Origin of the sequence: Rhizobium sp. SG_E_25_P2, from assembly GCF_029892285.1 — a bacterium.
GTDB lineage: Bacteria > Pseudomonadota > Alphaproteobacteria > Rhizobiales > Rhizobiaceae > Rhizobium_E.
The window spans coordinates 20,148-42,953 of record NZ_JARXVM010000015.1; the positions used below are offsets into that span (position 1 = coordinate 20,148).

Here is a 22,806-nt window from a genome sequence, read left to right on the forward strand (position 1 = left end):
AGACACGATCAGCCCTCGGCTTTGCGCCGCGCCATCATCTCGCGGAACGCCGGCCTGTGGTGGCAGCGGTCCATCCAGGCGAGGATGTGGGGATAATCGGCCATGAAATCCGTCTCGCTCAGCGCGTAGCGGATGATCTCCGCCATGTTGAGATCGGCCATGGTGAAGCGGCCGCCGGTCAGGTAATCGCTTTTGCCCAGATGATCGTTCAGCCGCTGCAGCGGGCGCTTCAACATCCGTCGGGCCACCGCAATCGTCTCGCGTCCGCCATCGGTCGCTTCCAGCCCAGTGTCGTAGGTCAGCACGATCTTCACCGTCTGCGGCTCGATCTCGGTGGCGGCCCAGAAACTCCACGACAGGATGGCGCCTTCTTCGGCGAGGGTCTGCGCGGCCAGAGATCCGCCATGCTTGCGGGCGAGATACAGGGTGATGGCGAGCGACTCGTCGATCACCAACCCGTCATCGTCGATTGCCGGGATATGGCCATTGGGATGAATGGCGAGGAATTCGGCCGCATGGGTGTGAATAGGCGCGTCCGGCGCGATGGGCTGCGGCAGCCGCCGGCTCTGGATCACCGGCACGCTTTCGAAATCGAGGCCAAGTTCGAGGGCGGCCCAGTAGACGCGCGACGCGCGGGATTGATAAACGCCGTAGATTGTCAGCATGAAACCGCTCTCCATTCGTCGCGCCATTCAGCATGGCGCGGCGGGAGCGGTCCAATCAAAAAGCGCGAAGTCCGCCATCAGCATTTTTGATCGCCGGTCCCCGCGCCAGCGAATCCGGACGCGGGGGAAACGGGGAGGGGCGGCGGCGCGTTCTCAGGCGGCGTCGAGAAAATCCACTTTGCCGCTTTCGATGTCATAGACGGCGGACACGACCTTGACGGTGCCCTGTTCGACCAGATGGGCGACGATATGACTTTCTTCGGTGATGCGATGGGCGCCGCTGATGGCGTTGTTGGCCACGGTTTCATTGACGAAGTCGGGAGACTTGAACAGCGTGTTCAAGGCCACCGGCAGGATCGGTTGCACCATCTTGCCGATCGAGCCTTCGAGTTGGGTGCCCTTTTGTACGACGTCGCAGGCCGCCGCGACCGCGCCGCATTTCTTGTGGCCCATCACCACCACCAGCGGCGCGTGCAGATGTTCCGCGCCATATTCGATCGTGCCCAGCGCGCCGGTGTCCAGCACATTGCCGGCGTTGCGGATCACGAAGAGTTCGCCGAGCGTCACGCCGCCGAACACCAGTTCCGGCGTCACGCGGCTGTCCGAACAGGTCAGGATGATCGCCCAGGGATGCTGGCCGCCCGCCAGTTCCTCGCGGCGTCCCGCCAGGTTGGCGGCGCAGGCGTTGGCGTCCTTGATGAAACGGCTATTGCCCTCTTTCAGCCGCTCGAGCGCCTCGTTGGGCGATAGGGCGGGGGCGGCGGCGGCATGGTGCTGATCCGCCGGCTTTTCCTCATGCTGGGCGGCGTGTTTGGTTTCCGACGCCGAAGCGATGATCGGCATGCTGGCGGCGGCGGCGAGGCCGAGGCCCGCGAATTTCATGATGTTGCGGCGGCTGAGCCGCGTCGGCAGGCAATCCAGGCACATGCGCTTTTCCCTCCCAAAACAGTGGTGACGCGTCGGCATGGAGCGAAATCGCGGGCCGGGGCGACAATGTAAGAATCTAGCGATGATTGATTAAGGAAAGGCAACAATCGTTCGGAAAATTGGCGATGTTTGCCGCAAAGGGCAGGTTTTTGCTCGGTTGCCCTTTGGCGTGAAGCTGGGCCGCCTAACGCGCCCTGTCAGCTTTCGTCCCGGGCTCCGGGGCCGCGTCAATATCCTGATTTCCCAGGTTCTTGGCGGTGAAATGACGCCATCGGCGCGCGCCGGCGTCGCTCGGCGCAGCGAAAAATATCGCTTTTTCCGGATGGGTTTCAGCATTTGGTAACCAAACTCGGTAACCATAACGGACAGTTAAAGGCGTAACGCGTATTGGCGAGTTTGAAAAATGGCATCAGTCCTGTCGCTCCGGGAAGCTCGTTCGGGCGTCCAGTCGAATTCCTGGCTCAATTCCATCATCAAGGGCGATTGCGTGGCCGCGCTCGAGGCGCTGCCGGATAAATCCGTCGACGTGATTTTCGCCGACCCGCCCTACAATCTTCAGCTCGGCGGCGCGCTGCATCGTCCCGACCAGAGCCTCGTCGACGCCTGCGACGACGAGTGGGACCAGTTCGCCTCTTTCGAGGCCTATGACGCCTTCACCCGCGCCTGGTTGCTCGCCTGCCGCCGCGTGCTCAAGCCGCATGGCACGATCTGGGTGATCGGCTCCTATCACAACATCTTCCGCGTCGGCGCGACCTTGCAGGACATGAATTTCTGGATCCTCAACGACATCGTCTGGCGCAAGACCAATCCGATGCCGAATTTCAAGGGCCGCCGGTTCCAGAACGCCCATGAGACGATGATCTGGGCTTCGCGCGACCAGAACGCCAAGAGCTACACTTTCAACTACGACGCCATGAAGGCCGCCAATGACGATGTGCAGATGCGCTCGGACTGGCTGTTCCCGATCTGCTCGGGCGGCGAGCGCCTGAAGGGCGACGACGGCAAGAAGGTGCATCCGACCCAGAAGCCGGAGGCGCTGCTGGCGCGCGTGATCATGGCCTCGTCCAAGCCCGGCGACGTGATCCTCGATCCCTTCTTCGGCTCCGGCACCACCGGCGCCGTCGCCAAGCGTCTCGGCCGCAACTTTGTCGGCATCGAGCGCGAGCAGGATTACATCGACGCGGCGTCCGCCCGCATCGCCGCCGTCGAGCCGCTCGGCTCGGCTGAACTGACGGTGATGACCGGCAAGAAGCAGGAGCCGCGCGTCGCCTTCAACACGCTGGTCGAAAGCGGCCTCATCAAGCCGGGCGCGGTGCTGACCGACGCCAAGCGCCGCCACGCCGCCATTGTTCGCGCCGACGGCACGCTCGCCTCGGGCGGCGAAGCAGGATCCATCCATCGCCTGGGCGCCAAGGTCCAGGGGCTGGATGCGTGCAACGGATGGACGTTCTGGCACTTCGAGGAGGGCTCCACCCTGCGCCCGATCGATGATCTCCGGGCTGTCGTCCGCAAAGGAATGGGGGACGCGGCCGGCTGACCTCCAGCAGCCGACTGCGCCCCCATCTTCTCCCCGCAAGGTTGCCGGCGGGCGCGCAAGCGCCCGCCTTCCGATTTATTGTAAAGGATGAGAATTTTTTCTATTATGCGCCCGTTATGATCACGAGCCATGTGGCTCGTAATCGACCGCCGCGAGCGGGCAAAAAACCGGGATCGTAGCTGTGCATAAGATCTTGTCCGCGCATGAGGCGGATTTCGCAAAGAGCAGTCTGTTCTCCAGTCTGGCCAGCCATCCCGGGCTGATCGATGCGTTACGGGCGCAAGCCTGCAAACTGCTGGCGACGGCGCAGACCCATCCCCGCGCCGCCTCGATCATGGCGACGCATCAGCGCTATCTGATGGCGCATCTGGCCATGTCGATGTATGTCCGGTCCGGCCGCACAGGCATCCATGTCGCCGCCTTTCTCGATGCGGTCGAGCAGCATGGCATCGTTTCGCGCAACACCGCCGACGCCTTCATCAAGGAAATGGAGCATTACCGCATCATCGAGCGCAAGGTGTCGCCGAGCGACAAACGGCTCAAGCCGGTTGTGCTGACCCAGGAGACGCTGGACCTCGCCCGCCACTGGCATATCGTGCATTTCGAGACGCTGGATGCGCTGGATGGCGGTGAGCGCGGCACCCGCTTCCGCGCCGAACCCGGCCTGTTCGACGAAGTCCAGCCGTTGGTCTGCGAAACGCTGATGAAATCGATTGGGATCAGCCAGGCCGCGCCGACCTTTTCGCTGTTCGTCTGGATCGACGACGGCAGCGTCATTCTCGACCGGATCTTTTCCGAAATTCTACCGCCTGACAACAGCGACCCGCGTTGGCGCACCAGCGGCCATCACTCCATCGCCAGCCTCGCCCAGCTCGCGGGCCTTTCCGTCACCCATCTCAGCCGCAAATTCGCCCAGGCCATGCGATTGGAGAGCATCGGCTGGACCGGTCGACCAGGCCGCTCGCCGCTATGGATTTCACAGAATTTCTTCGACGAATATCTCTCCTATCAGATCGCCAAGCTGATGATGCTGGAAGCGGCGCTGAACCGCACGATCCACAGCGCCGGCATCCTGCATCCGAGAAAGTAGATCCCACCGGCAGGGGGTCACCCCTTGAACCGGTAGCCGATCCCCGGTTCGGTGATGATGAAGCGCGGCGACAGCGGGTCGTCCTTCAGTTTTTCGCGCAGATGCTGGGTGTGGATGCGCAGCCCCTGATTGTTGTCGGTGGCGCGCTTGCCCCAGATTTCCTTCATCAATTGCCCATGGGTCAGCACCTTGCCGGCATGGCGCGCGAGCGTGATCAGCAGTCTGTATTCGATCGGCGTCAGCCGCACCTCGTCCGCGCCGAGGTTTACGCGGCGGGCGGCGAGGTCGATCTCGAGGTCTTCGAAGCGGAGGATCGGCTCTGTCGCGCCGTCCTTGCCATGCGCATGCCGCAGCGCCACCCGGATGCGGGCGATCAATTCGCCGGAGGAAAACGGCTTGGTGAGATAATCGTCGGCGCCGTTTTCCAGCGCCGCAATCTTTTCGCCTTCCTGGTCGCGCGCCGACAGCACGAGGATCGGCGTCTTGGACCATTCGCGCACGCTGAGGATCCAGTCCTGTCCATCCATATCGGGCAGGCCGAGATCGAGGAGCACGAGATCGGGCCGCTTGGACATCAGCGCCTGCTGACCAGCCTTGCCGGTTTCGGCTTCGATCGTCTCGAAATCGGCGAGCGTCAGCGCCGCCGACACCAGCCGGCGGATTTCTCGTTCGTCTTCCACGATCAGCACGCAGACGCCCATCAGGCGGTTTCCGTCTCGAAGGCGGGCAGAGTGAAATAGAAGCGCGCGCCGCCGCCGGGATTGTTGCCGGCGTCGATACGGCCGCCATGCGCCTCCACCACGCCCCGGCAGATGGCGAGGCCGAGGCCCGAAGCGCCTGCCGATTTGCGATCGGAGCCGATATGGCTGCCGGTGCGAAAGCGTTCGAACACCATGTCTTCGTCTCCCGGCCCCAGCCCGGGGCCATTGTCGGAGATCGAGATCTGGACGAATTGGCCGCGGCTTGCAAGCTCCACCGCGATCTCGCCGTCTTCATCCGTGTGCTCGATGGCGTTTTCGAGCAGATTGGCGACGACCTGCTCGATCAGCGCCCCGTCGATCTCCACCAGCGGAATGTCGCCGCTTATCGCGGTGCGGATGGTGCGTTCGCCCTTGCGCTCGGACATGCGCGCCAGCGCCGCCCCGACGATTTCCTGGATCGTGTAGACCTGCCGGTTGAGCTTGAGGTCGCCCGAGGAAATCGCCGAGATTTTCAGGAGATTGCCGGTGAATTTTTGCAGATAAGCGATCTGGCGCGACAGGCTCGCGACTTCCTCCATAGCCTCGCGCGGCAGCTTGCGCCGCATGCGGGCAAGCGCGCCGATGGTGCCGCTGAGCACGGTGAGCGGTGTTCTCAGATCATGCGACAGCGACGACAAAAGCACATTGCGCAGCGTCTCGGCCTCGCGTGCGGCCTCGGCATGGGCCGCTTCCTCGGTTTTCTCCGCCCGCGCTACCGCGCCAGCCATCAGCGCGGCCAGTGTTTCGAGCTCCAGCGACGCTTCCCCGGAGGGCGCGCCGGCCTCGGCCCGCTCCAGCGCCAGCCATCCCACGGTTTCGCCCGCCGCTTCTAGCCTCGCGATCCAGATGTCGTCTTCCGCAGCAAGATTGGCGGCGGAATTCATCCGGATCGCCTCGGTGACGCGCGCCCTGTCGCGCTCCGGTCCTTGCCAGAAACGCGTCTCCTGTGCATCGGCGAGATGCAGGCTGACGGCTGCATCATAATCCCGGGCGAGATGCGCTACGGCGGCGGCGTGGATTTCGGCCGGGCTGGTGGCGCGCGACAGGTCTCGGGAAAAGTCGAGAAGCCGCCGGGTGCGCGCCTGTTCGCGCCCGACATTCGACATGCGCCGCGACAGGCCCGATGTCAGCGCAGCCACGATCAGCGAGGTCGCGAACATGATGGCGAAGGTGAAATAGGCCTCGGCGCTCAACGCCTCGAATGTGTAATAGGGCTCGACAAAGACAAAGTTGAACGCCGCCACCGCCAGGATCGAGGCGAAAACCGACGGTCCGAACCCATGCCGCAGCGCGGTGGCCACCACTGCGGTCATATAGACCAGCGTCAGGGTGTCGGGATCGGTCAGCGAGCGGAAGGGCAGGGCGATCAGCGTCGCCGCCGCCGCCATCGCCGCCGCCCAGAGATAGGCCCGCCCCGACGTCTCGGGGCGGCTAGCGGAACCAGCGGTGATGCGGCGGGATCTCTCGGTCATGACTCAGACGCTGACATGCGATCCCAGTTCGATAACCCGGTTCGCCGGCAGACGGAAGTAGTCTGACGGGTCGGTGCCCATGCCGGCGAGCCCGATGAACAGCCGGTCCTGCCAGGCAGGCATGCCGGAATTCGGATCGGACACCAGCTTGCGGCGGCCGACGAAGAAGGTGGTCGACATGATGTCGAATTTCAGCCCCTCCTTGCGCATCTGCGCCAGCGCCTGCGACACGTTCGGCGTGTCCATGAAGCCGAAGGTCAGCGTCAGGATCGAGAAACGCTCGGAAATCCGCTCCATCTTGCCCCTCTCAGACGCCGGCACCGTGGGCGCCGCGTCCGTGCGGATAGTCAGGATGATGTTCTGCTGGTGCAGCACGCGGTTATGCTTGATGTTGTGCAACAGCGCCGACGGCGTGGCTTCCGGCTCCGAGGTCAGGAATATGCCGCAGCCGGGAATGGGATGGGGGCCATGGGCGCTTTCCTTTTCCACCGATTTCACGAAACTGCGCAGCGCGACATGGCTGCGGCGCGATTTATCGGACACGATGGAGGAGCCGCGCCGCCAGGTCCACATCACCAGCACCACAAGGCCCGCAATGGCGATCGGCACATAGCCGCCGTCATGGATCTTGATCAGATTGGCGCCGAGAAACACCAGTTCCAGCACCGCGAGAGGCGCAACGAGCGACAGCGCCGCCCCGAGCGACCATTTCCATTCGATGCGCAGGAAATCGAAGAACATGATGGTGGTCACCACCATCGCCCCGGTCACCGAAATGCCATAGGCGGTGGCGAGCGATTCCGACGTCTGGAAGATCAGCACCAGCATCATCACGCCAAACAGCAGGAAGGTGTTGACCATCGGCAGATAGATCTGGCCGGTGTCGGTATGCGAGGTGTGGTGAATATCCATGCGCGGCAGGAAGCCGAGATGGATCGCCTGGCTGACCAGCGAAAACGCGCCGGTGATGACGGCCTGGCTGGCGATGATGGTGGCGGCGGTGGCGAGCAGGATCACCGGGATCAGCGACCATTCCGGAAACATCAGATAGAATGGATCCTCAATGGCGCGCGCATCGCTCAGCACAAACGCGCCCTGGCCGAGATAATTCAGCGTCAGCGCCGGATAGACCACCGCGAGCCAGGCGAGTTGGATCGGCTTGCGGCCGAAATGGCCGAGATCGGCGTAAAGCGCTTCCGCGCCCGTCACTGTCAGGAACACCGCGCCAAGCACGATCAGCGCCGAAAAGCCGCCATGGATCAGGAAAGTTACCGCGTTGATCGGATTGAGCGCCGCGAAGATGCGCGGATCGTCGGCGATATGCGCGACGCCCGCCGCCGCCAGCGCCGCGAACCACACCAGCGTGATCGGGCCGAAAGCCTTGGACACCGCGCCGGTGCCGCGCGATTGCACCGCAAACAGCGCGATCAGGATCACCACGCTGACCGGCAGCACGAAGCGGGTGAGATCGGGCGCCACGAATTTCATGCCCTCGACCGCCGACATCACCGACAGCGCCGGCGTAATCATGGCGTCGCCGATGAACAGCGCCGCGCCAATCAGCCCGAGCAGAACCAGAACGCGGCCATGCCGGCCCTCGAGCTTGCTCGACAGCAGCGCGAGCAGGGACAGCGTGCCGCCTTCGCCCTTGTTGTCGGCGCGCAGCAGGAAGACGACATATTTGACGGTGACGATGATGGTCAGCGTCCACAGCATCAGCGAGATGATGCCGATCACCTCGTCGGAGGTAACGCCGTCGCCCGCCACCGGCCGCAGCGCTTCGCGGAACGCATAGAGGGGGGATGTGCCGATATCGCCATAGACCACGCCGATCGAACCAAGCGAAAGGGCGAGAAGGCGGCCGAGCTTGGGAGGCGAGCCTGGCTGGGAAGTGGGAGCATGCATGATGCGAGGCCTTTTTGATATACGCCGCGCATGGCGGCCTTCAGCCTATAGGGCAGGGCGCATAAGGGCGGCGTAAAATTGCGGTGGGGGGCCGTATAGATTTCGTAAAGACGGGGGCGCCGGTGGCGGCGATATCGCTGCAAAAGCGCTGCGCGTCGCGTCGACATGGAATAGGATGGCGCATGCAGAAGACGGAATCACCTGGCTATTACGAATTTTTCGCTGGCGGCGGCATGGTCCGCGCGGGGCTCGGCGACAGCTGGTCCTGCCTGTTCGCCAATGATCTCGACGCCGGCAAGGCCCGCGCCTACAGGGCCAATTGGGGCGGAGACTGGCTGAAACTCGAGGATATCAACCGTCTCGCCGCAGCCGACCTGCCTGGACGCGCCGATCTCGCCTGGGCGTCCTTTCCGTGTCAGGATCTGTCGCTGGCCGGCGCGGGCGCCGGCCTCGGCGGCGCGCGATCGGGGACATTTTGGACCTTCTGGCGTCTCATGCAGGCGCTGAAGGCGGAGGGGCGGGCGCCCTCCATCATCGCGCTTGAAAATGTCTGCGGCGCGCTGACCTCGCATGGCGGTCGCGATTTCGCCGCCCTCGGCGAGGCCTTGGCCGCAGGCGGCTATCGCTTCGGCGCCATGGTCGTCGACGCCGCCGCCTTCCTGCCCCAGTCGCGACCGCGGCTGTTCATTGTCGCGGTGAAACAGGGGCTCGATCTACCGGCGGATTGCGTCTCTTCCGCTCCGTCCCCGGATTGGCATACGCCGGCGCTCATCGCCGCTCATGCGCGCCTGTCGCCTTCGGCCGCCGATCATTGGCTGTGGTGGCGCCTGCCCGCGCCGGCGCGCCGCAACATTGCGCTGATCGACCTTGTCGAAACCGATCCCAGGGATGCTCGCTGGCTGTCGGAAGACCGTCTCGAGGCGCTGCTCGCCATGATGGACGCCAACAACCGCGCCAAGATCGACGCTGCCAAGGGCGATGGCGTCCGCCGGGTGGGCGCGCTCTACAAGCGCACGCGGCCTGATGGCCAGGGCGGCAAGGTCCAGCGCGCCGAAATCCGTTTCGATGGCCTCGCCGGCTGCCTGCGCACTCCCGCCGGCGGCTCCAGCCGGCAATCGATCCTGATCGTCGAGGGCGACAGGCTCGCCGCCCGTCTGCTGACGGCGCGCGAGACGGCGCGGCTGATGGGACTGCCGGACGCTTACGTCCTGCCCCGTTCGTATACCGAGGCCTATCACCTGACCGGCGACGGCGTCGCCGTCCCCGTCGTCCGCCATCTCGCACGGCATCTGTTCGAGCCGCTTCTCGCCGCGTTGAAAATCGGGAGACGGGCGGCGTGAGCGAGACGCCCGAACAGCGCAGCGCGGTGATGCGCAAGGTGAAATCCAAGCACACCGCTCCCGAACTCAAGTTGCGCAAGCTCCTGACGTCGCTGGGCTACCGCTACCGTCTCCACCGCGCCGACCTGCCCGGAAAACCTGATCTGGTGTTTCCGGGCCGGCGCAAGCTGATCTTCGTCCACGGCTGCTTCTGGCACGGTCATGATTGCGCCCGTGGCGCCCGCGCGCCGAAAACCAACGTCGACTATTGGTCGCAGAAGATCGCCCGCAACCGCGCCCGCGACGCGGCGCATCAAGAGGCGCTCGCCGCAGCCGGCTGGTGGGCGCTGACGGTGTGGGAATGCGAGATGAAGGACGATGCGGCCCTGGCGGAGCGACTATGCGGCTTTCTGGGGCGTCACGGAACCGATGGAGCGCCTCGGCCCCGCCGCGCCAGATCGGTTTCGGACTAGATTTTTGCGCCGTCGCCGAGAGGCTTAGGCCCCTGTCGCCCTGTCGTCATTCCCAGGCCGGACCGGCGTGAGGCCATCCACCAGAACAACGTCGCCGCAATCGCCGACAGATACCCGTCGACCGCATAATGCCAGCCGGTATAGACCGAACCGAACAGGATGGTCGCGGCAAAACACCAGCCGACGATCATGCTGATGCGGCCTTGCGAGGTCATATACCACGCGGCGATTACGGCCACGCCGACATGGATGCTCGGCGCCGCCGAAATACCAGTTCCAATCAAAGCTGTATTGGTCGTGGCCGCCGTATAGAGATAATCGACGAACAATTTCTGCTGCGTGGCATAGACATCTGTAGCCAGCATGGCGGTGAATTCCATAAATCGCGGCTCGGGGTAGAACCGATCATAGAAAATCGGACCAACCGAAGAAAGCGCGGTCGCAAGAATAAAGCCCAGAACGATGTAAACCAGAAGGCTCGCCATCGCCAGACGCTTGAACTCCGGTCCGGGGCGCAGCACGGCGGCGTGAACGAGCGAAAAAAGCGCGACGGCGAACCAGAGCTTCGAGTAGACGAAATCGATGACGATGCTCGTTTCCGCAGGCGCCATCCTCGCATATTTCCAGGGATCGTCTCCGTGCAGCCAGTGATCGATGGTCGCGAGCAGTGGATCCGCGTAATACGGCGCTAGGTTGGGGATGTTCACTTTGAGCGTGGTGTACGCCGACAGGAAGAGAATGACGAGCGGAATCATGGCGACATGCTCGAGCGTCAGCTTGCGAACTCCATCGATCAAACCGGAGAGTGGAGCTAAGGGAAAAAGCACTATTCCCCGAATGACCAGCATGACAATAACGATAAAATTAATTCCGAGGACGAGCTGGGAATAGTGTCCAAAAAGCTGCAAATAGGTGTCAGGTTTCCATACAAGCGCGATCAGCGCAAATGACGAGAGACTGATGAAAATGCCGTTTTTTGCCACGTCTCGCGCATAGGCGACAAACGCTCCGAATGCGGATGTCGCCGCCGGCAAAACCTTGGGAACTGTGCGTATAACCAGGTCTTTCACTTCAGATCTCCCGCTTATTCGCGGGAAGTCTAGTGAGTATTCGTTAAAAATATTTTTGGTTGTTTGTTTATTTCATCAACCCATAGCGCCCGAGTTCCGCATCCAGTTCATCCGCCCCGACATAATGAATCGCGTTCCACCCATAGGCGCGGGCCGCCTCGATATTGGCGAGCGCGTCGTCGATGAACAGCGTTGCGGCCGGGTCGAGGCCGAAGGTCTTGGTGTGGCTGTCATAGATGCGGGGATCGGGCTTGATCAGTTTCACCCGCGCCGACACCGTCACGCCGCGCGGCGCTTTGAGGAAGGGGAAAATCTCCTGCGCCTGGTCGAATGTGTCGTCAGCGAAATTGGTCAGCAGCGTCACGTCGCGACCCTCGGCGATGAAGCGTTCGAGATGCGCGACCGAGCGATCATAGGCGTGCGGCACCATTTCATGCCAGTATTGGCGGAAGGCGCGGATATGCTCTTCGCGATCGGGAAATTTCTCCAGAAGCAGGTCCTCCGCCTCCAGCCAGGTGCGGCCGCGATCCTGCTCGACATTCCAGTCATGGGTGCAGACATGCTCGAAGAACCATTTGCGCTCTTCTTCGTCCGGGATCAGCCGCGCATAGGGCAGGTTGGGATCGTAGTGGATCAGCACCTTGCCGATGTCGAAGACAATGTGGCGGATCTCGGGTGTAGCTGTTTCAGCGTGCATGCGGTTTCCTCTTGGGCTTGAACGCGTCCGGTATAGCGGCGGCGATCGCCTTTTTCATGACAGTCGGCAAGGCTTGATCGGCAAGCGTCTCGATCGGCTCCCACCAGCCTTCGGGCGTATCAGGCGCGGCGTCGAGATCAGCCCTGAAAACGCTGAGCTGCAATTCGAAATGGGTGAAGACATGCGTGACGACGCCTGTGAGACGCCAGTCGGCGGCGAAAGGCGCGGCCTCAGGCGTATCCGCGCCATCGCGCGAGGCGGTCCAGCCGGTGCCGGGCGGCTCGGTCATGCCGCCGAGCAGGCCGCTGTCGATCCGCTTGCGCAGCAGCACGCGTCCCTCGGGATCCACAGCCACAAAAGCCGCCCCCTTGCGCGCCGGCTTGGCTTTCTTGGCCGCCTTGACGGGGAAGTTTTCAGGATCTGCCTCTGCAAAAGCACGACAGGCGTCACGCCAGGGACAGAGCGAACAGGCCGGACGGCGCGGCGTGCAGATGGTCGCGCCGAGATCCATCATCGCCTGGGCGAAATCGCCGGGCCTCTCGTTCGGCGTCAGCGTGTCGAGCAGCGTTTTGAGTTTCGGCTTGGCGCCCGGCAGCGGATCCTCGACCGCGAAGAGCCGGGTGAGCACCCGCTCGACATTGCCGTCCATCACCAAAGCGCGCCGATCAAACGCGATGGCCGCGACGGCGGCGGAAGTGTAATCGCCGATGCCGGGCAGCGCGCGCAGGCCGTCCACCGTATCGGGAAACACGCCGCCATGCTCAAACGCCACCGCCTCGGCGCATTTCTTGAGATTGCGGGCGCGGGCGTAATAGCCGAGCCCGGCCCAGGCCTTCATCACATCCTCATTGTCGGCGCGGGCGAGATCACTCACCTCAGGCCATAATTCGAGGAACTTCAGAAAATAGGCGCGCACGGCCTGCACCGTGGTCTGCTGCAGCATCACCTCGGACAGCCAGATCCGGTAGGGATCGGGGTTCACGCCCTTGTCCCGCATCGGCGGAGAGACCCGCCAGGGCAAATCGCGGTGATGTCGGTCATACCAGGCGAGAAGGCTTGCCGCGTCAGGCTGTTCCGGCATGTCTGCTTATTGATCCCATTCTGGTGGCCGGCAACGCTTTGCCGCGCCAGCCGTTATACATAGGTCCCGGCGGTTGCCGCCGTGGCATATGAAAGCTATGATTCTCTATCACTTATTCGCACGGGCCCGAAGAGACGATGTCTTCCTTCCAGAGAAAAGGCGAGCTTCAGATCGCCGAAGCCGCCAACCGGCTGATCGACCCGGTGCTCGCCCGCAAGGCCGGCATCAACACGGCCTTGATCGGCTCTTGGGACGAGATCGCCGGCGCCGATTTCGCCGAATGCACCCGGCCGGAAAAGATCACCTGGCCACGCGCCAATGCCGATCGCTATGGCGACGCCGGCGGCGTCGAGCCCGGCGTGCTGACAATCGCCTGCGAAGGCGCGCGCGCGCTGTTTCTCGCCCATGCCCAGGGCGAACTCATCCAGCGCATCAACGGCTTCTTCGGTTACCCCGCCATCCGCCAGGTGCGCATCGTCCAGAAACCCGTATCCATGGGCCACAAGCATCGCCCGAAACCACGGCCGCTGACCCGCGACCAGCAGGCCAAACTGACCGACATGACCGCCGATATCGACAACGAGAAGCTCAAGGCGGCGCTGGAGCGATTGGGGCGCGGCGTGATGGGGCGGCGGGTGAAGTGAACGCCGTAGGGCAGACCGCCCCTGCTCGTGACTGGAAAAGGGTTGTTTGGGAAGGTGGGCGAGAGATTGGGTTTCAAGATTGAGATAGAGCCTGCGCCCAGCCTGGATGTGCAGCAACTGATCGACACCGGTCTCGATGTTTTTAATGCGCAGAAGGCTGGCCCCGACGGTCAACAAGATGTTTGGGTCATCGCGCGCGACGATCAACACAATGTCCAAGGTGGGCTAAAGGGCCGAACTGCCTATTCATGGCTCTTTATCGATTGGCTATGGCTTTCGCCTGACGTGCGAGGCCGTGGCTTAGGGGCCGAACTTCTCGGCAAGGCGGAAACGGAAGCGCGTTTGCGCGGCTGCATCGGCGCCTATGTCGATACATTCAGTTTCCAGGCCCCGGATTTTTACCGACGAAACGGCTATGAGGACTTTGCTCGGATCGATGATTTTCCGCCGGGCCATTCTTGCATCTGGCTCAAGAAGACGTTTGGGCCGTCAGAAACGAGACGCTAAAGCGTCGCGGGAACGTTTGGGGCGAGGGCGATTGAGCGGCGGGGCGGTGATGGACCGCTTGCCAAGCAGCGCCTCAATCATTCATCGTAGAGATGCAGTTGCTGGCCCTTGGGCAAGATGCGCAAGATGTGAACCGTATCGTGTTCAACAACAAAGGCTATGCTCAGGCTGCGCTCAAAGCCAATAACGCGCAGTCCGTCGCGTGTGTCATCGCGGACGCTGCCGCGCTTGGGAAATGTCTCAAACCGTCGGAGAAAACGCTCTAGTCGCGCCAGATAGGCCAAAGCTGCAGGCTCGCCGGCAAGAGGCTTCAGATAATCGAGCAAGGCGTCAATGTCGCGTTGCGCCTGAAAACTGAGGCGGACCGCGTAAATCACGCGCCGCCTGCGTTCGTCTTGACGCGCTGGCGAAAGCCCTCAAACGCCTCGTCAAGAGAAACGGTCCGCTCGGGATGAGCCTTGATTTCATCATAAGTCGGCGCAACCTCTTCCTGCAGCCAAGTCTCAAGCGCTTCGTCGCGCTCGGAGAGAGTGAGAAGTCCCTCTTCGATCACCGCGCTCTCGCTGTCATATTCGCCGGAAGCGACTTTCTCCCTGACCATGTCGGCCATCTCGGCGGGGAGACTGACGGTAAGCGATTGTCTGGCTGCCATGGGATATCTCCTCGTGTTGACAGTATCATACCATTCACCCAACAGGCGCCCAAGACTTTTCAGCTTGCTTCCCGGATGATGTCGCCGCCTCTTTCCGCGCCTCACATTTGTTTGAACGCCGGACCATCCGTCATACTTGCGGCGTAAGAGCCTGCGGTATATCGACAATACCACATTGGCCTTATCGAGGAGCACTTATGTCCCACCTGTTCAAGAGCGCGTCGCCGCGCTTGATGTCCGTCGCGTTTCTGACCGCCGCGAGCCTGGCGCTTGCAGCCTGCAGCGAGGAGAAGAAGGCCGAGACGGCCGCGCCCGCCGTCCAGACGGAAACCGCGCAATCGGCGCCCGCCGCGACCCCGGCAGTGCCCGCCGTGAGCCCGGAGACCACCGCCTCCACGAGGCCGGCGCAATTGCCGACCCCGGACGGCGAAGTCGATGTCGCCGCGCTGATGGCCCCCGGTCCGCTGCCGGAAGTCGCGCTCGGCAAGGACGACGCCAAGGTGACGATCGTCGAATATATGTCGATGACCTGCCCGCATTGCGCCCGCTTCCACAATTCGGTCTTCGAAGAGATCAAGCAGAAATACATCGACAGCGGCAAAGCGCGCTTCGTGCTGCGCGAATTCCCGCTCGACAACCGCGCCGCCGCCGCCATCATGCTGGCCCGTTGCGCGCCCAAGGAACAATATTTCCCGATGGTGTCGGCGCTGTTCAAGAGCCAGATGACCTGGGCGACCGCCGAAGACGGCCGCGCCGCACTGCTGCAGATGTCGAAACTCGCCGGATTCTCCGAGCAGAGCTTCGAAGCCTGCTTGACGAACCAGAAGCTTCTGGATGATGTGAACGCCACGCGCGAAAAGGCGTCCAAGGATTTCGGAGTGGATTCCACCCCGACCTTCTTCATCAATGGCAAGCGTTACGCCGGGGAAATGAGCGTTGCGGAAATGTCGGCTCTCATTGACGCCGCTGAATAACCAGACACGACCGTTCATCAAAACGGGCGACAGCTTCGCGCTGTCGCCCGTTTCGGTGTTTATCGTTCTGTCGGCGCTGGGGAACGCGCGATGAAATTCACCAAGCTGCGCATCACCGGCTTCAAATCCTTCGTCGAGCCCTCGGAGTTTCTCATCGAGCCGGGGCTGACCGGCGTGGTCGGGCCCAATGGCTGCGGCAAGTCCAATCTGGTGGAGTCGCTGCGCTGGGTGATGGGTGAGAATTCATACAAGAATATGCGCGCGTCGGGCATGGATGACGTGATCTTTTCGGGGTCCGGCCAGCGGCCGGCGCGCAACTCCGCCGAAGTCGGCCTCTATATCGACAATTCCGACCGCACCGCGCCAGCCGCATTCAACGACGCCGACGAATTGCAGGTCAGCCGCCGCATCGAGCGCGAACAGGGCTCGGTCTACCGCATCAACGGCAAGGAAGCCCGCGCCCGCGATGTGCAGCTCTTGTTCGCCGACGCCTCGACTGGCGCGCGCTCGCCTGCCATGGTCGGCCAGGGCCGCATCGGCGAACTCATCCAGGCCAAGCCCCAGGCGCGCCGGCAGTTGCTGGAAGAGGCGGCCGGCATTTCCGGTCTGCATTCGCGCCGCCACGAGGCCGAACTCAGGCTTAAGGCCGCCGAAACCAATCTCGAACGGCTGGAGGATGTGACCGCCCAGCTGACCGCCCAGATCGAAAGCCTCAAGCGCCAGGCGCGGCAGGCCAATCGCTTCAAGCAGCTCTCGGCCTCGATCCGCGCCGAAGAGGCCAAGCTGCTGCATATCCGCTGGGCCGAAGCCAAGACGGCGGAGGCCGAGGCCGACAGCCAGCTCAACCAGACCACCAATCTGGTGGCCGAGCGTGCGCAGGCGCAGATGGAGGCGGCCAAGACCCACGCCATCGAGGGTTTGCGCATGCCGGAACTGCGCGACGCCGAGGTTCAGGCCGCCGCCGCTTTGCAGCGTCTCACCATCGCCCGCAGCCAGCTCGACGAGGATTTCCGCCGGCTCGACCAGCGAAGGCAGGAACTCGAACGCCGCATCGCCCAGCTTTCCGCCGATATCACCCGCGAAAAGCAGATGATCGCCGGCAATGCCGAAATCCTCGCTCGTCTCGACGAGGAAGAGGAGGAGCTGCGGGCGCATGCCGAGGACGCTTTGATCCGCGCCCAGGAGCTGAAAGAGCAGTTGGCGGAAGCTGCGGAAAACGTCGCGGACGCCGAGCGCCGCATGCAGGAACTGACCGCCGAACGCGCCGAAGCCGCCGCCGGCCGCCAGCAGACCGAACGCTTCCTGGCCGATATCGCCCAGCGCCGTCTGAGGCTGGAACGGCAGGCGGCGGACGCAAGACGCGATCTCGAAACCATCGAGGCCAAGCTCGCAGCACTCCCCGACCCCGACGAAAAGCGGGAAGCTCTGGAAGCGGCCGAAATTGCCCATGAGGATGGCGAGCAGGCAGCCTTAACCGCGGAAAGACGGCTTTCCGACGCGCGCCTGCAGGAAGCCGCGAGCCGGCGTCCGCTCGAAGAGGCGCGCTCGGCGCTGCAAATGCTGGAGACCGAGGCGCGCACTATCCGCAAGATGCTGGCAGCCGGCGGCGAAAGCGCGGCCACGCCAGTGTCCGAACTGATCGAAGCCGCCTCGGGCTGGGAAACTGCACTGGGCGCAGCCCTCGGCGACGATCTCGATTCCCCGCTCGATGCGGCGGCGGCCAAATACTGGCGGCTCAATCCCGGCGCCGGCGATCCAGTACTTCCCGCCGGCGTCGAGCCGCTGTCACGGCATGTCACTGCGCCTGCGGAACTCGCCCGTCGCCTCGCCCAGATCGGCGTCGTGTCCGAGGATGATGGCCCCCGGCTGATGCCGTCGCTCGCCGCCGGCCAGCGGTTGGTGTCGCGTTCGGGCGCGCTCTGGCGCTGGGACGGGCATGTGACGGAAGCCGGCGCGCCGAGTGCGGCGGCGCTGCGCCTGACCCAGAAAAACAGGCTCTCCAGCCTTGAGGACGAGATCGAAGAGGCCCGCTTCCGGCTGGAAGATTGCGAGGCGGCGCATGAGGCGGCGCGCGAGGCTTTGCAATCGGCCGAGACCCGCCTGCAACAGACCCGTGACATGGCTCGCCTTCTCGCGCGCAAGCTGACCGAGGCCCGCGAGGCGCTGTCGGCGGCGGAAAAAGCCAGCGCCGATCTGACGCGGCTCCGCGATCTCGGCGCCGAACAGATCGCTGGCTACGAGACCCAGATCGAGGATCTCGCGGTCCAGGAGGAAGAGGCGCGACTGACGCTGGCCGAAACGCCGGATCTTTCCGCGCTTGATCTGGCGCTTCGCGAACAGACGGCCCTTGTGGCCGAACATCGCGCCCGGCTGGCTGAAGCCCGCGCCGCCCATGACGGCGAAGCCCGTGACAACGACGCCCGCGCCCGCCGCCTCACCGCCATATCAGGTGAACGTCGGCTCTGGCGCGACCGTGAACAGAGCGCCACAGCCCAGATTGAGACGCTGGAGACGCGCGAGGAAGAGGCGCGGATCGAGCTTGAGGATCTCTTGCAGGCGCCCGAGGAATTCGAGGATCGCCGGCGCGCTCTGCTCAGTGAATTGCAGAAGGCGGAAGCCGCGCGCAAGGCCGCCGCCGATCAGTTGCAAGCGCAGGAAAATCGCGAACGCGACGCCGACCGCGCCGCAAGCCAGGCGCTGGCGGCCCTTGCCGATGCGCGCGAAAAACGCGGCCGCGCCGAAGAACGGCTGCTGTCGACCCGTGAGATGCGGATCGCGCAGGAGACCCGCATCCGAGAAACGCTGAACGTCGCCCCGCATGAGGTGTTCAGGCTGACCGGGCTTGCGAGCGGCGACAAGCTGCCCGAGATCCGCGGCATCGAAATCGAGGTCGAGCGACTGAAGATGGAGCGCGAGCGGCTGGGCGCCGTCAATCTGCGCGCTGAGGAGGAACAGGCCGAACTCACCGAAAAGCTCACCAACCTGATCCGCGAACGCGACGATGTCATCGACGCCATCCGCAAATTGCGCTCGGCGATCCAGAATCTCAATCGCGAGGGCCGGGAACGGCTGATGGTGGCCTTCGACGCCGTCAATCTGCAGTTCAAGCGGCTGTTCACCCATCTCTTCAACGGTGGGGAAGCGGAGTTGCAACTGATCGAAAGCGACGATCCGCTTGAAGCCGGCCTCGAAATTCTCGCCCGTCCGCCGGGCAAGAAGCCGCAGACCATGACGCTTCTGTCGGGCGGCGAGCAGGCGCTGACGGCGATGGCGTTGATCTTCGCCGTCTTCCTCACCAATCCGGCGCCGATTTGCGTGCTGGACGAAGTCGACGCGCCGCTCGACGACCACAATGTCGAGCGCTATTGCAACCTGCTCGACGAGATGGCCGGGACCACCCAGACCCGCTTCCTCGTCATCACCCACAATCCCATCACCATGGCCCGCATGAACCGCCTCTATGGCGTCACCATGGCCGAACAGGGCGTCAGCCAATTGGTCAGCGTCGACCTGCAGACAGCGGAGCGGCTGGTGGATGTGGCGTGAGGGGTGCTGTCGCGCATCACTCGTCGAGCGTTCTAAAGTCCTTGAAGAGGCGAGCTGGCAAATTCATTCGCTCGTGAAGGATGCTGATCACTCCGATCCGGTCGGAGGACAATTGTTTGAAGAAGATGAGATGGCGTTCATAGCGCGTCACGAACACTTCAGGTAACTCGTTGAGTTTCTGCTGAATAGGTTTGGGCAACGGTCGCCAAAGCGCGGGATGGTCCGCGATCATGGCAAGATGGCGATGGAGGCCAAAAATGTAGGCGTCAGCTTGATCCTCGTTCCAGGCATCGGCTGTGTATTGCCAGATCTCGTCTTGCGCCCGATCTGCCGGGGGAAAGAACACATAGCGGCTCATGCCTGCCGGCGGGCGCGATTTCGGCGTATGACCTCTTCCGCCGACACCTCTACGAATGCGGTTTCCTCGGCGCCGGCGCCCGGCGTCAGTTCCTTGGCGAGTAAGCCGCGCGCCTCTTCATCCGTTTCGGCGTCGCGCTCGATCAAGGCGCGGATATAGTCATTGGCGGTGTCGAAGCGCGCGCTCTGGCGGATGCGCTTGTCGACGATCTCCGCCAGATCCTCGTCGATGCTGATCAGCATTGTCTTGCCGTCCATTGTCGCCTCACAGTTTGAGGTCATGAATCTAGCATGATCACTTGTCGTCGCAAAGCCGCGCCACCGCATGCTGCGTTGCAGCAACAATCTGCCTCGCCCCCATTTGCAAAGCGGTTCGAATGAGATAGCTATCACCATAACAGGATTGTGAATTCCGCCGGGAGGGGTCGGAATGACCAGATGGGTCTATGCGTTTGGCGGCGGCCGCGCCGATGGTCGCGCCGACATGGTGGAAAAACTCGGCGGCAAGGGCGCCAATCTCGCGGAGATGAGCGCCATCGGCCTGCCTGTGCCGCCCGGCCTGACGATCGTGTCGGAGGCCTGCGCCTTCTATTATTCCAATGGCCGCGCCTTTCCCGATGGTCTCAAGGCCGCCGTGGTCGAGGGGCTGCAGGTGGTGGAGCGGCTGACCGACCGCAAGTTCGGCGCCGCCAAGCGCCCGCTCTTGCTCGCCGTGCGTTCCGGCAGTCGCGTCTCCATGCCGGGCATGATGGACACCGTGCTCAATCTCGGCCTCAACGACGCCGCTGTGGAGGCGCTGGCCGAAGATTCCGGCGATCCGCGCTTCGCCTGGGACAGCTATCGCCGCTTCATCGAAATGTATGCCGGCGTGGTCATGGGGCTGGGCCATGACATATTCGAAGAGATCCTCGAAGATGAAAAGGCCCGGTTGGGTCGCGCGCTCGACACGGATGTGACAGCCGAGGAATGGCGCGGCGTCGTGGCGCGCTACAAGGAAATGATGGACGAGGAGGTCGGCGAGAGCTTTCCGGAAGATCCGATGGCCCAGCTCTGGGGCGCGATCGGCGCGATTTTCTCAAGCTGGATGAACCCGCGCGCCATCACCTACCGGCTGATGCACAATATTCCTTCCGATTGGGGCACGGCGGTCAATATCCAGGCCATGGTGTTCGGCAATCTGGGCAATTCCTCGGCCACCGGCGTCGCCTTCACCCGCAATCCTTCCACCGGCGAGAACGCGCTCTATGGCGAATTCCTGGTCAATGCCCAGGGAGAGGATGTGGTGGCGGGCATCCGCACGCCGCAATCGATCACCGAAAAATCCCGCATCGACACCGGTTCGGAAAAGCCGTCGCTCGAAAAGCTGATGCCGGAGGCCTATCGCGACTTCGTCTCGGTCTGCCACCGGCTGGAAGCGCATTATCGCGATATGCTCGATCTCGAATTCACCATCGAGCGCGGCAAATTGTGGATGCTGCAGGTCCGCTCGGGCAAGCGCACCGCCAAGGCGGCGCTGAAGGTCGCCGTGGACATGGTGGAGGAGGGGCTGATCTCCGCCGAGGATGCGGTCGACCGCATCGATCCCGCCAGCCTCGACCAGCTCCTGCATCCGACCATCGATCCCGCCGCCCGGCGTGACGTCATCGGCTCGGGCCTGCCGGCCTCGCCGGGCGCAGCCTCGGGCGAAATCGTCTTCACCTCCGAAGGCGCGGTGGCCGCCGAGAAGGAAGGCCGCAAGGTCATCCTGGTGCGCACCGAAACCAGCCCCGAGGATATTCACGGCATGCATGCCGCCCAGGGCATTCTCACCACCCGCGGCGGCATGACCAGCCATGCGGCGGTGGTGGCCCGCGGCATGGGCCTGCCTTGCGTCTGTGGCGTCGGTTCGCTGCGCGTCGACATGCGCAATCGCGAGCTGATCGCGCCCGGCGTCAAGCTCCGCGAAGGCGACATCATCTCCATCGACGGCTCCTCGGGCCATGTGCTCAAGGGCTACCAGCCCATGCTGCAGCCGGAATTGTCAGGTGATTTCGAGCGCATCATGGCCTGGGCGGACCGTATCAGGCGCATGCGGGTGCGCACCAATGCCGAAACGCCATCAGACGCCCGCGCTGCCCGCGCTTTCGGCGCCGAAGGCATCGGTCTCTGCCGCACCGAGCACATGTTCTTCGAAGGCGACCGCATCGCCGCCATGCGTGAAATGATCATCGCCGAAACGGTCGACAAGCGCCGCGCCGCGCTCAACAAACTTCTGCCGATGCAACGCGCCGATTTCGTCGAGCTGTTCGAGATCATGCATGGCCTTCCCGTGACCATCCGCCTGCTTGATCCGCCGCTGCACGAATTCCTGCCGAAATCCGAAGAGGAAATCGACGAGGTCGCGGCCACGCTCGGTATGGAGCCGATCCATTTCCGCGAGCGCATCGAGGCGCTGCACGAGTTCAACCCGATGCTCGGCCATCGCGGCTGCCGGCTGCATATTTCCCATCCCGAAATCGTTGAAATGCAGGCCCGCGCCATATTCGAAGCCGCCGTGGAAGCCGCGCGCAAGACGGGCGAGGCCGTGGTGCCGGAAATCATGGTGCCGGTGGTGGGGTTGAAGTCGGAACTCGATTACGTCAAGGCCCGAATCGACGAGGTCGCCCGCTCGGTGATCGCCGAGAGCGGGCTGAAGATCGACTATCTCGTCGGCACGATGATCGAACTGCCGCGCGCCGCGCTGCGCGCCCATGTCATCGCCGAAGTCGCCGAATTCTTCTCCTACGGCACCAACGACCTGACCCAGACCACCTTCGGCATGTCGCGCGACGACGCTTCGAGCTTCCTGCCGACCTATATGCAGAAAGGCATCATCGAGCGCGATCCCTTCGTCAATCTCGATTTCGACGGCGTCGGCGAACTGATCCAGATCGCCGCCGAACGCGGCCGCCGCACCCGACCGGGCCTGAAACTCGGCATCTGCGGCGAACATGGCGGCGACCCGGTCTCGATCAATTTCTGCGAACAATGGGGCCTGGACTACGTCTCCTGCTCCCCCTTCCGCGTGCCGATCGCCAAGCTTGCGGCGGCGCAGGCGACGATCAGGAATGGGAAGAAGCGGTAGGCGTGACTGAAATTTGAGGCTACACTGCAAGCTCACGACAGGATGAC

21 protein-coding genes are annotated in these 22,806 nt (G+C 63.4%); 9 read left to right on the plus strand and 12 right to left on the minus strand.

Features of this window, described 5'->3' with window-relative positions:
* Window positions 1-8: 8 nt before the first annotated feature.
* Both M2360_RS19260 and M2360_RS19265 read right to left on the minus strand, forming a co-directional pair.
* Window positions 9-665, minus strand: a complete 657-nt coding sequence (locus M2360_RS19260) for a glutathione S-transferase family protein (protein ID WP_280776901.1) — start codon at window positions 663-665, stop codon at window positions 9-11.
* 153 nt (window positions 666-818) lie between these two features.
* Window positions 819-1,592 (minus strand): carbonic anhydrase, encoded by a 774-nt coding sequence (locus M2360_RS19265; protein ID WP_280776902.1) that lies wholly within the window; start codon window positions 1,590-1,592, stop codon window positions 819-821.
* A gap of 403 nt (window positions 1,593-1,995) precedes the next feature.
* On the opposite strand from M2360_RS19265, the gene M2360_RS19270 reads away from it, so the two are divergent.
* Together M2360_RS19270 and M2360_RS19275 are read left to right on the plus strand one after the other, a co-directional pair.
* Window positions 1,996-3,129 carry a site-specific DNA-methyltransferase gene (locus M2360_RS19270; protein WP_280776904.1) on the plus strand — a complete coding sequence of 378 codons (1,134 nt, stop codon included), beginning with the start codon at window positions 1,996-1,998 and terminating at the stop codon, window positions 3,127-3,129.
* A 181-nt stretch (window positions 3,130-3,310) separates the two neighbouring features.
* The gene (locus M2360_RS19275) at window positions 3,311-4,219 is read left to right on the plus strand and encodes a hypothetical protein (protein WP_280776905.1); all 909 of its coding nucleotides are present in this window, start codon (window positions 3,311-3,313) and stop codon (window positions 4,217-4,219) included.
* A gap of 17 nt (window positions 4,220-4,236) precedes the next feature.
* On the opposite strand, the gene M2360_RS19280 is transcribed toward M2360_RS19275, so the two are convergent.
* The 3 genes from M2360_RS19280 to M2360_RS19290 are packed head-to-tail and all read right to left on the minus strand — an operon-like array spanning window position 4,237 to window position 8,336.
* A complete protein-coding gene (locus M2360_RS19280) occupies window positions 4,237-4,920 on the minus strand; it encodes a response regulator (RefSeq protein ID WP_280776906.1) in 684 nt (227 codons plus the stop codon).
* Entirely contained in the window at window positions 4,920-6,431 is a 1,512-nt protein-coding gene (locus M2360_RS19285; RefSeq protein WP_280776907.1) for an ATP-binding protein, read from the minus strand. The genes M2360_RS19280 and M2360_RS19285 overlap by 1 nt, the downstream gene beginning before the upstream one ends.
* A 3-nt stretch (window positions 6,432-6,434) precedes the next feature.
* Window positions 6,435-8,336 carry a potassium transporter Kup gene (locus M2360_RS19290; protein ID WP_280776908.1) on the minus strand — a complete coding sequence of 634 codons (1,902 nt, stop codon included), beginning with the start codon at window positions 8,334-8,336 and terminating at the stop codon, window positions 6,435-6,437.
* 182 nt (window positions 8,337-8,518) lie between these two features.
* On the opposite strand from M2360_RS19290, the gene M2360_RS19295 reads away from it, so the two are divergent.
* Window positions 8,519-9,676 carry a DNA cytosine methyltransferase gene (locus M2360_RS19295; protein WP_280776909.1) on the plus strand — a complete coding sequence of 386 codons (1,158 nt, stop codon included), beginning with the start codon at window positions 8,519-8,521 and terminating at the stop codon, window positions 9,674-9,676.
* The gene (vsr, locus tag M2360_RS19300; protein WP_280776910.1) at window positions 9,673-10,128 is read left to right on the plus strand and encodes a DNA mismatch endonuclease Vsr; all 456 of its coding nucleotides are present in this window, start codon (window positions 9,673-9,675) and stop codon (window positions 10,126-10,128) included. The genes M2360_RS19295 and vsr overlap by 4 nt, the downstream gene beginning before the upstream one ends.
* Here vsr and M2360_RS19305 read toward each other — a convergent pair.
* The 3 genes from M2360_RS19305 to mutY form a co-directional block, all read right to left on the minus strand.
* On the minus strand, window positions 10,125-11,198 hold the full coding sequence (locus M2360_RS19305) for a phosphatase PAP2 family protein (protein ID WP_280776912.1): 1,074 nt from the start codon (window positions 11,196-11,198) through the stop codon (window positions 10,125-10,127). The genes vsr and M2360_RS19305 overlap by 4 nt on opposite strands.
* A gap of 67 nt (window positions 11,199-11,265) precedes the next feature.
* Complete coding sequence (locus M2360_RS19310; protein WP_280776913.1) at window positions 11,266-11,895, minus strand: HAD family phosphatase; 630 nt, start codon at window positions 11,893-11,895, stop codon at window positions 11,266-11,268.
* The gene (mutY, locus tag M2360_RS19315) at window positions 11,885-12,976 is read right to left on the minus strand and encodes an A/G-specific adenine glycosylase (protein WP_280776914.1); all 1,092 of its coding nucleotides are present in this window, start codon (window positions 12,974-12,976) and stop codon (window positions 11,885-11,887) included. The genes M2360_RS19310 and mutY overlap by 11 nt, the downstream gene beginning before the upstream one ends.
* Before the next feature lie 137 nt (window positions 12,977-13,113).
* Between mutY and M2360_RS19320 the strand changes: the two genes are divergently transcribed.
* Window positions 13,114-13,620: a DciA family protein gene (locus M2360_RS19320; RefSeq protein WP_280776916.1), complete on the plus strand. Its 507-nt coding sequence runs from the start codon at window positions 13,114-13,116 to the stop codon at window positions 13,618-13,620.
* 66 nt (window positions 13,621-13,686) lie between these two features.
* The gene (locus tag M2360_RS19325; RefSeq protein ID WP_280776918.1) at window positions 13,687-14,127 is read left to right on the plus strand and encodes a GNAT family N-acetyltransferase; all 441 of its coding nucleotides are present in this window, start codon (window positions 13,687-13,689) and stop codon (window positions 14,125-14,127) included.
* Between the two features lie 77 nt (window positions 14,128-14,204).
* Here the strand turns inward: M2360_RS19325 and M2360_RS19330 are convergent, their stop codons facing one another.
* Together M2360_RS19330 and M2360_RS19335 are read right to left on the minus strand one after the other, a co-directional pair.
* On the minus strand, window positions 14,205-14,504 hold the full coding sequence (locus tag M2360_RS19330; RefSeq protein WP_280776919.1) for a type II toxin-antitoxin system RelE/ParE family toxin: 300 nt from the start codon (window positions 14,502-14,504) through the stop codon (window positions 14,205-14,207).
* The gene (locus tag M2360_RS19335) at window positions 14,501-14,779 is read right to left on the minus strand and encodes a type II toxin-antitoxin system ParD family antitoxin (RefSeq protein WP_280776920.1); all 279 of its coding nucleotides are present in this window, start codon (window positions 14,777-14,779) and stop codon (window positions 14,501-14,503) included. The genes M2360_RS19330 and M2360_RS19335 overlap by 4 nt, the downstream gene beginning before the upstream one ends.
* A gap of 197 nt (window positions 14,780-14,976) precedes the next feature.
* On the opposite strand from M2360_RS19335, the gene M2360_RS19340 reads away from it, so the two are divergent.
* Both M2360_RS19340 and M2360_RS19345 read left to right on the plus strand, forming a co-directional pair.
* A complete protein-coding gene (locus tag M2360_RS19340; protein ID WP_280776921.1) occupies window positions 14,977-15,753 on the plus strand; it encodes a DsbA family protein in 777 nt (258 codons plus the stop codon).
* Between the two features lie 90 nt (window positions 15,754-15,843).
* Window positions 15,844-19,299: a chromosome segregation SMC family protein gene (locus tag M2360_RS19345; RefSeq protein ID WP_280776922.1), complete on the plus strand. Its 3,456-nt coding sequence runs from the start codon at window positions 15,844-15,846 to the stop codon at window positions 19,297-19,299.
* Window positions 19,300-19,315: 16 nt separating this feature from the next.
* Here the strand turns inward: M2360_RS19345 and M2360_RS19350 are convergent, their stop codons facing one another.
* Both M2360_RS19350 and M2360_RS19355 read right to left on the minus strand, forming a co-directional pair.
* Window positions 19,316-19,657, minus strand: a complete 342-nt coding sequence (locus tag M2360_RS19350) for a type II toxin-antitoxin system RelE/ParE family toxin (RefSeq protein ID WP_280776924.1) — start codon at window positions 19,655-19,657, stop codon at window positions 19,316-19,318.
* A complete protein-coding gene (locus M2360_RS19355; protein WP_280776925.1) occupies window positions 19,654-19,914 on the minus strand; it encodes a transcriptional regulator in 261 nt (86 codons plus the stop codon). The genes M2360_RS19350 and M2360_RS19355 overlap by 4 nt, the downstream gene beginning before the upstream one ends.
* 172 nt (window positions 19,915-20,086) lie before the next feature.
* On the opposite strand from M2360_RS19355, the gene ppdK reads away from it, so the two are divergent.
* Window positions 20,087-22,759, plus strand: a complete 2,673-nt coding sequence (gene ppdK / locus M2360_RS19360) for a pyruvate, phosphate dikinase (protein ID WP_280776927.1) — start codon at window positions 20,087-20,089, stop codon at window positions 22,757-22,759.
* Window positions 22,760-22,806: the final 47 nt, after the last annotated feature.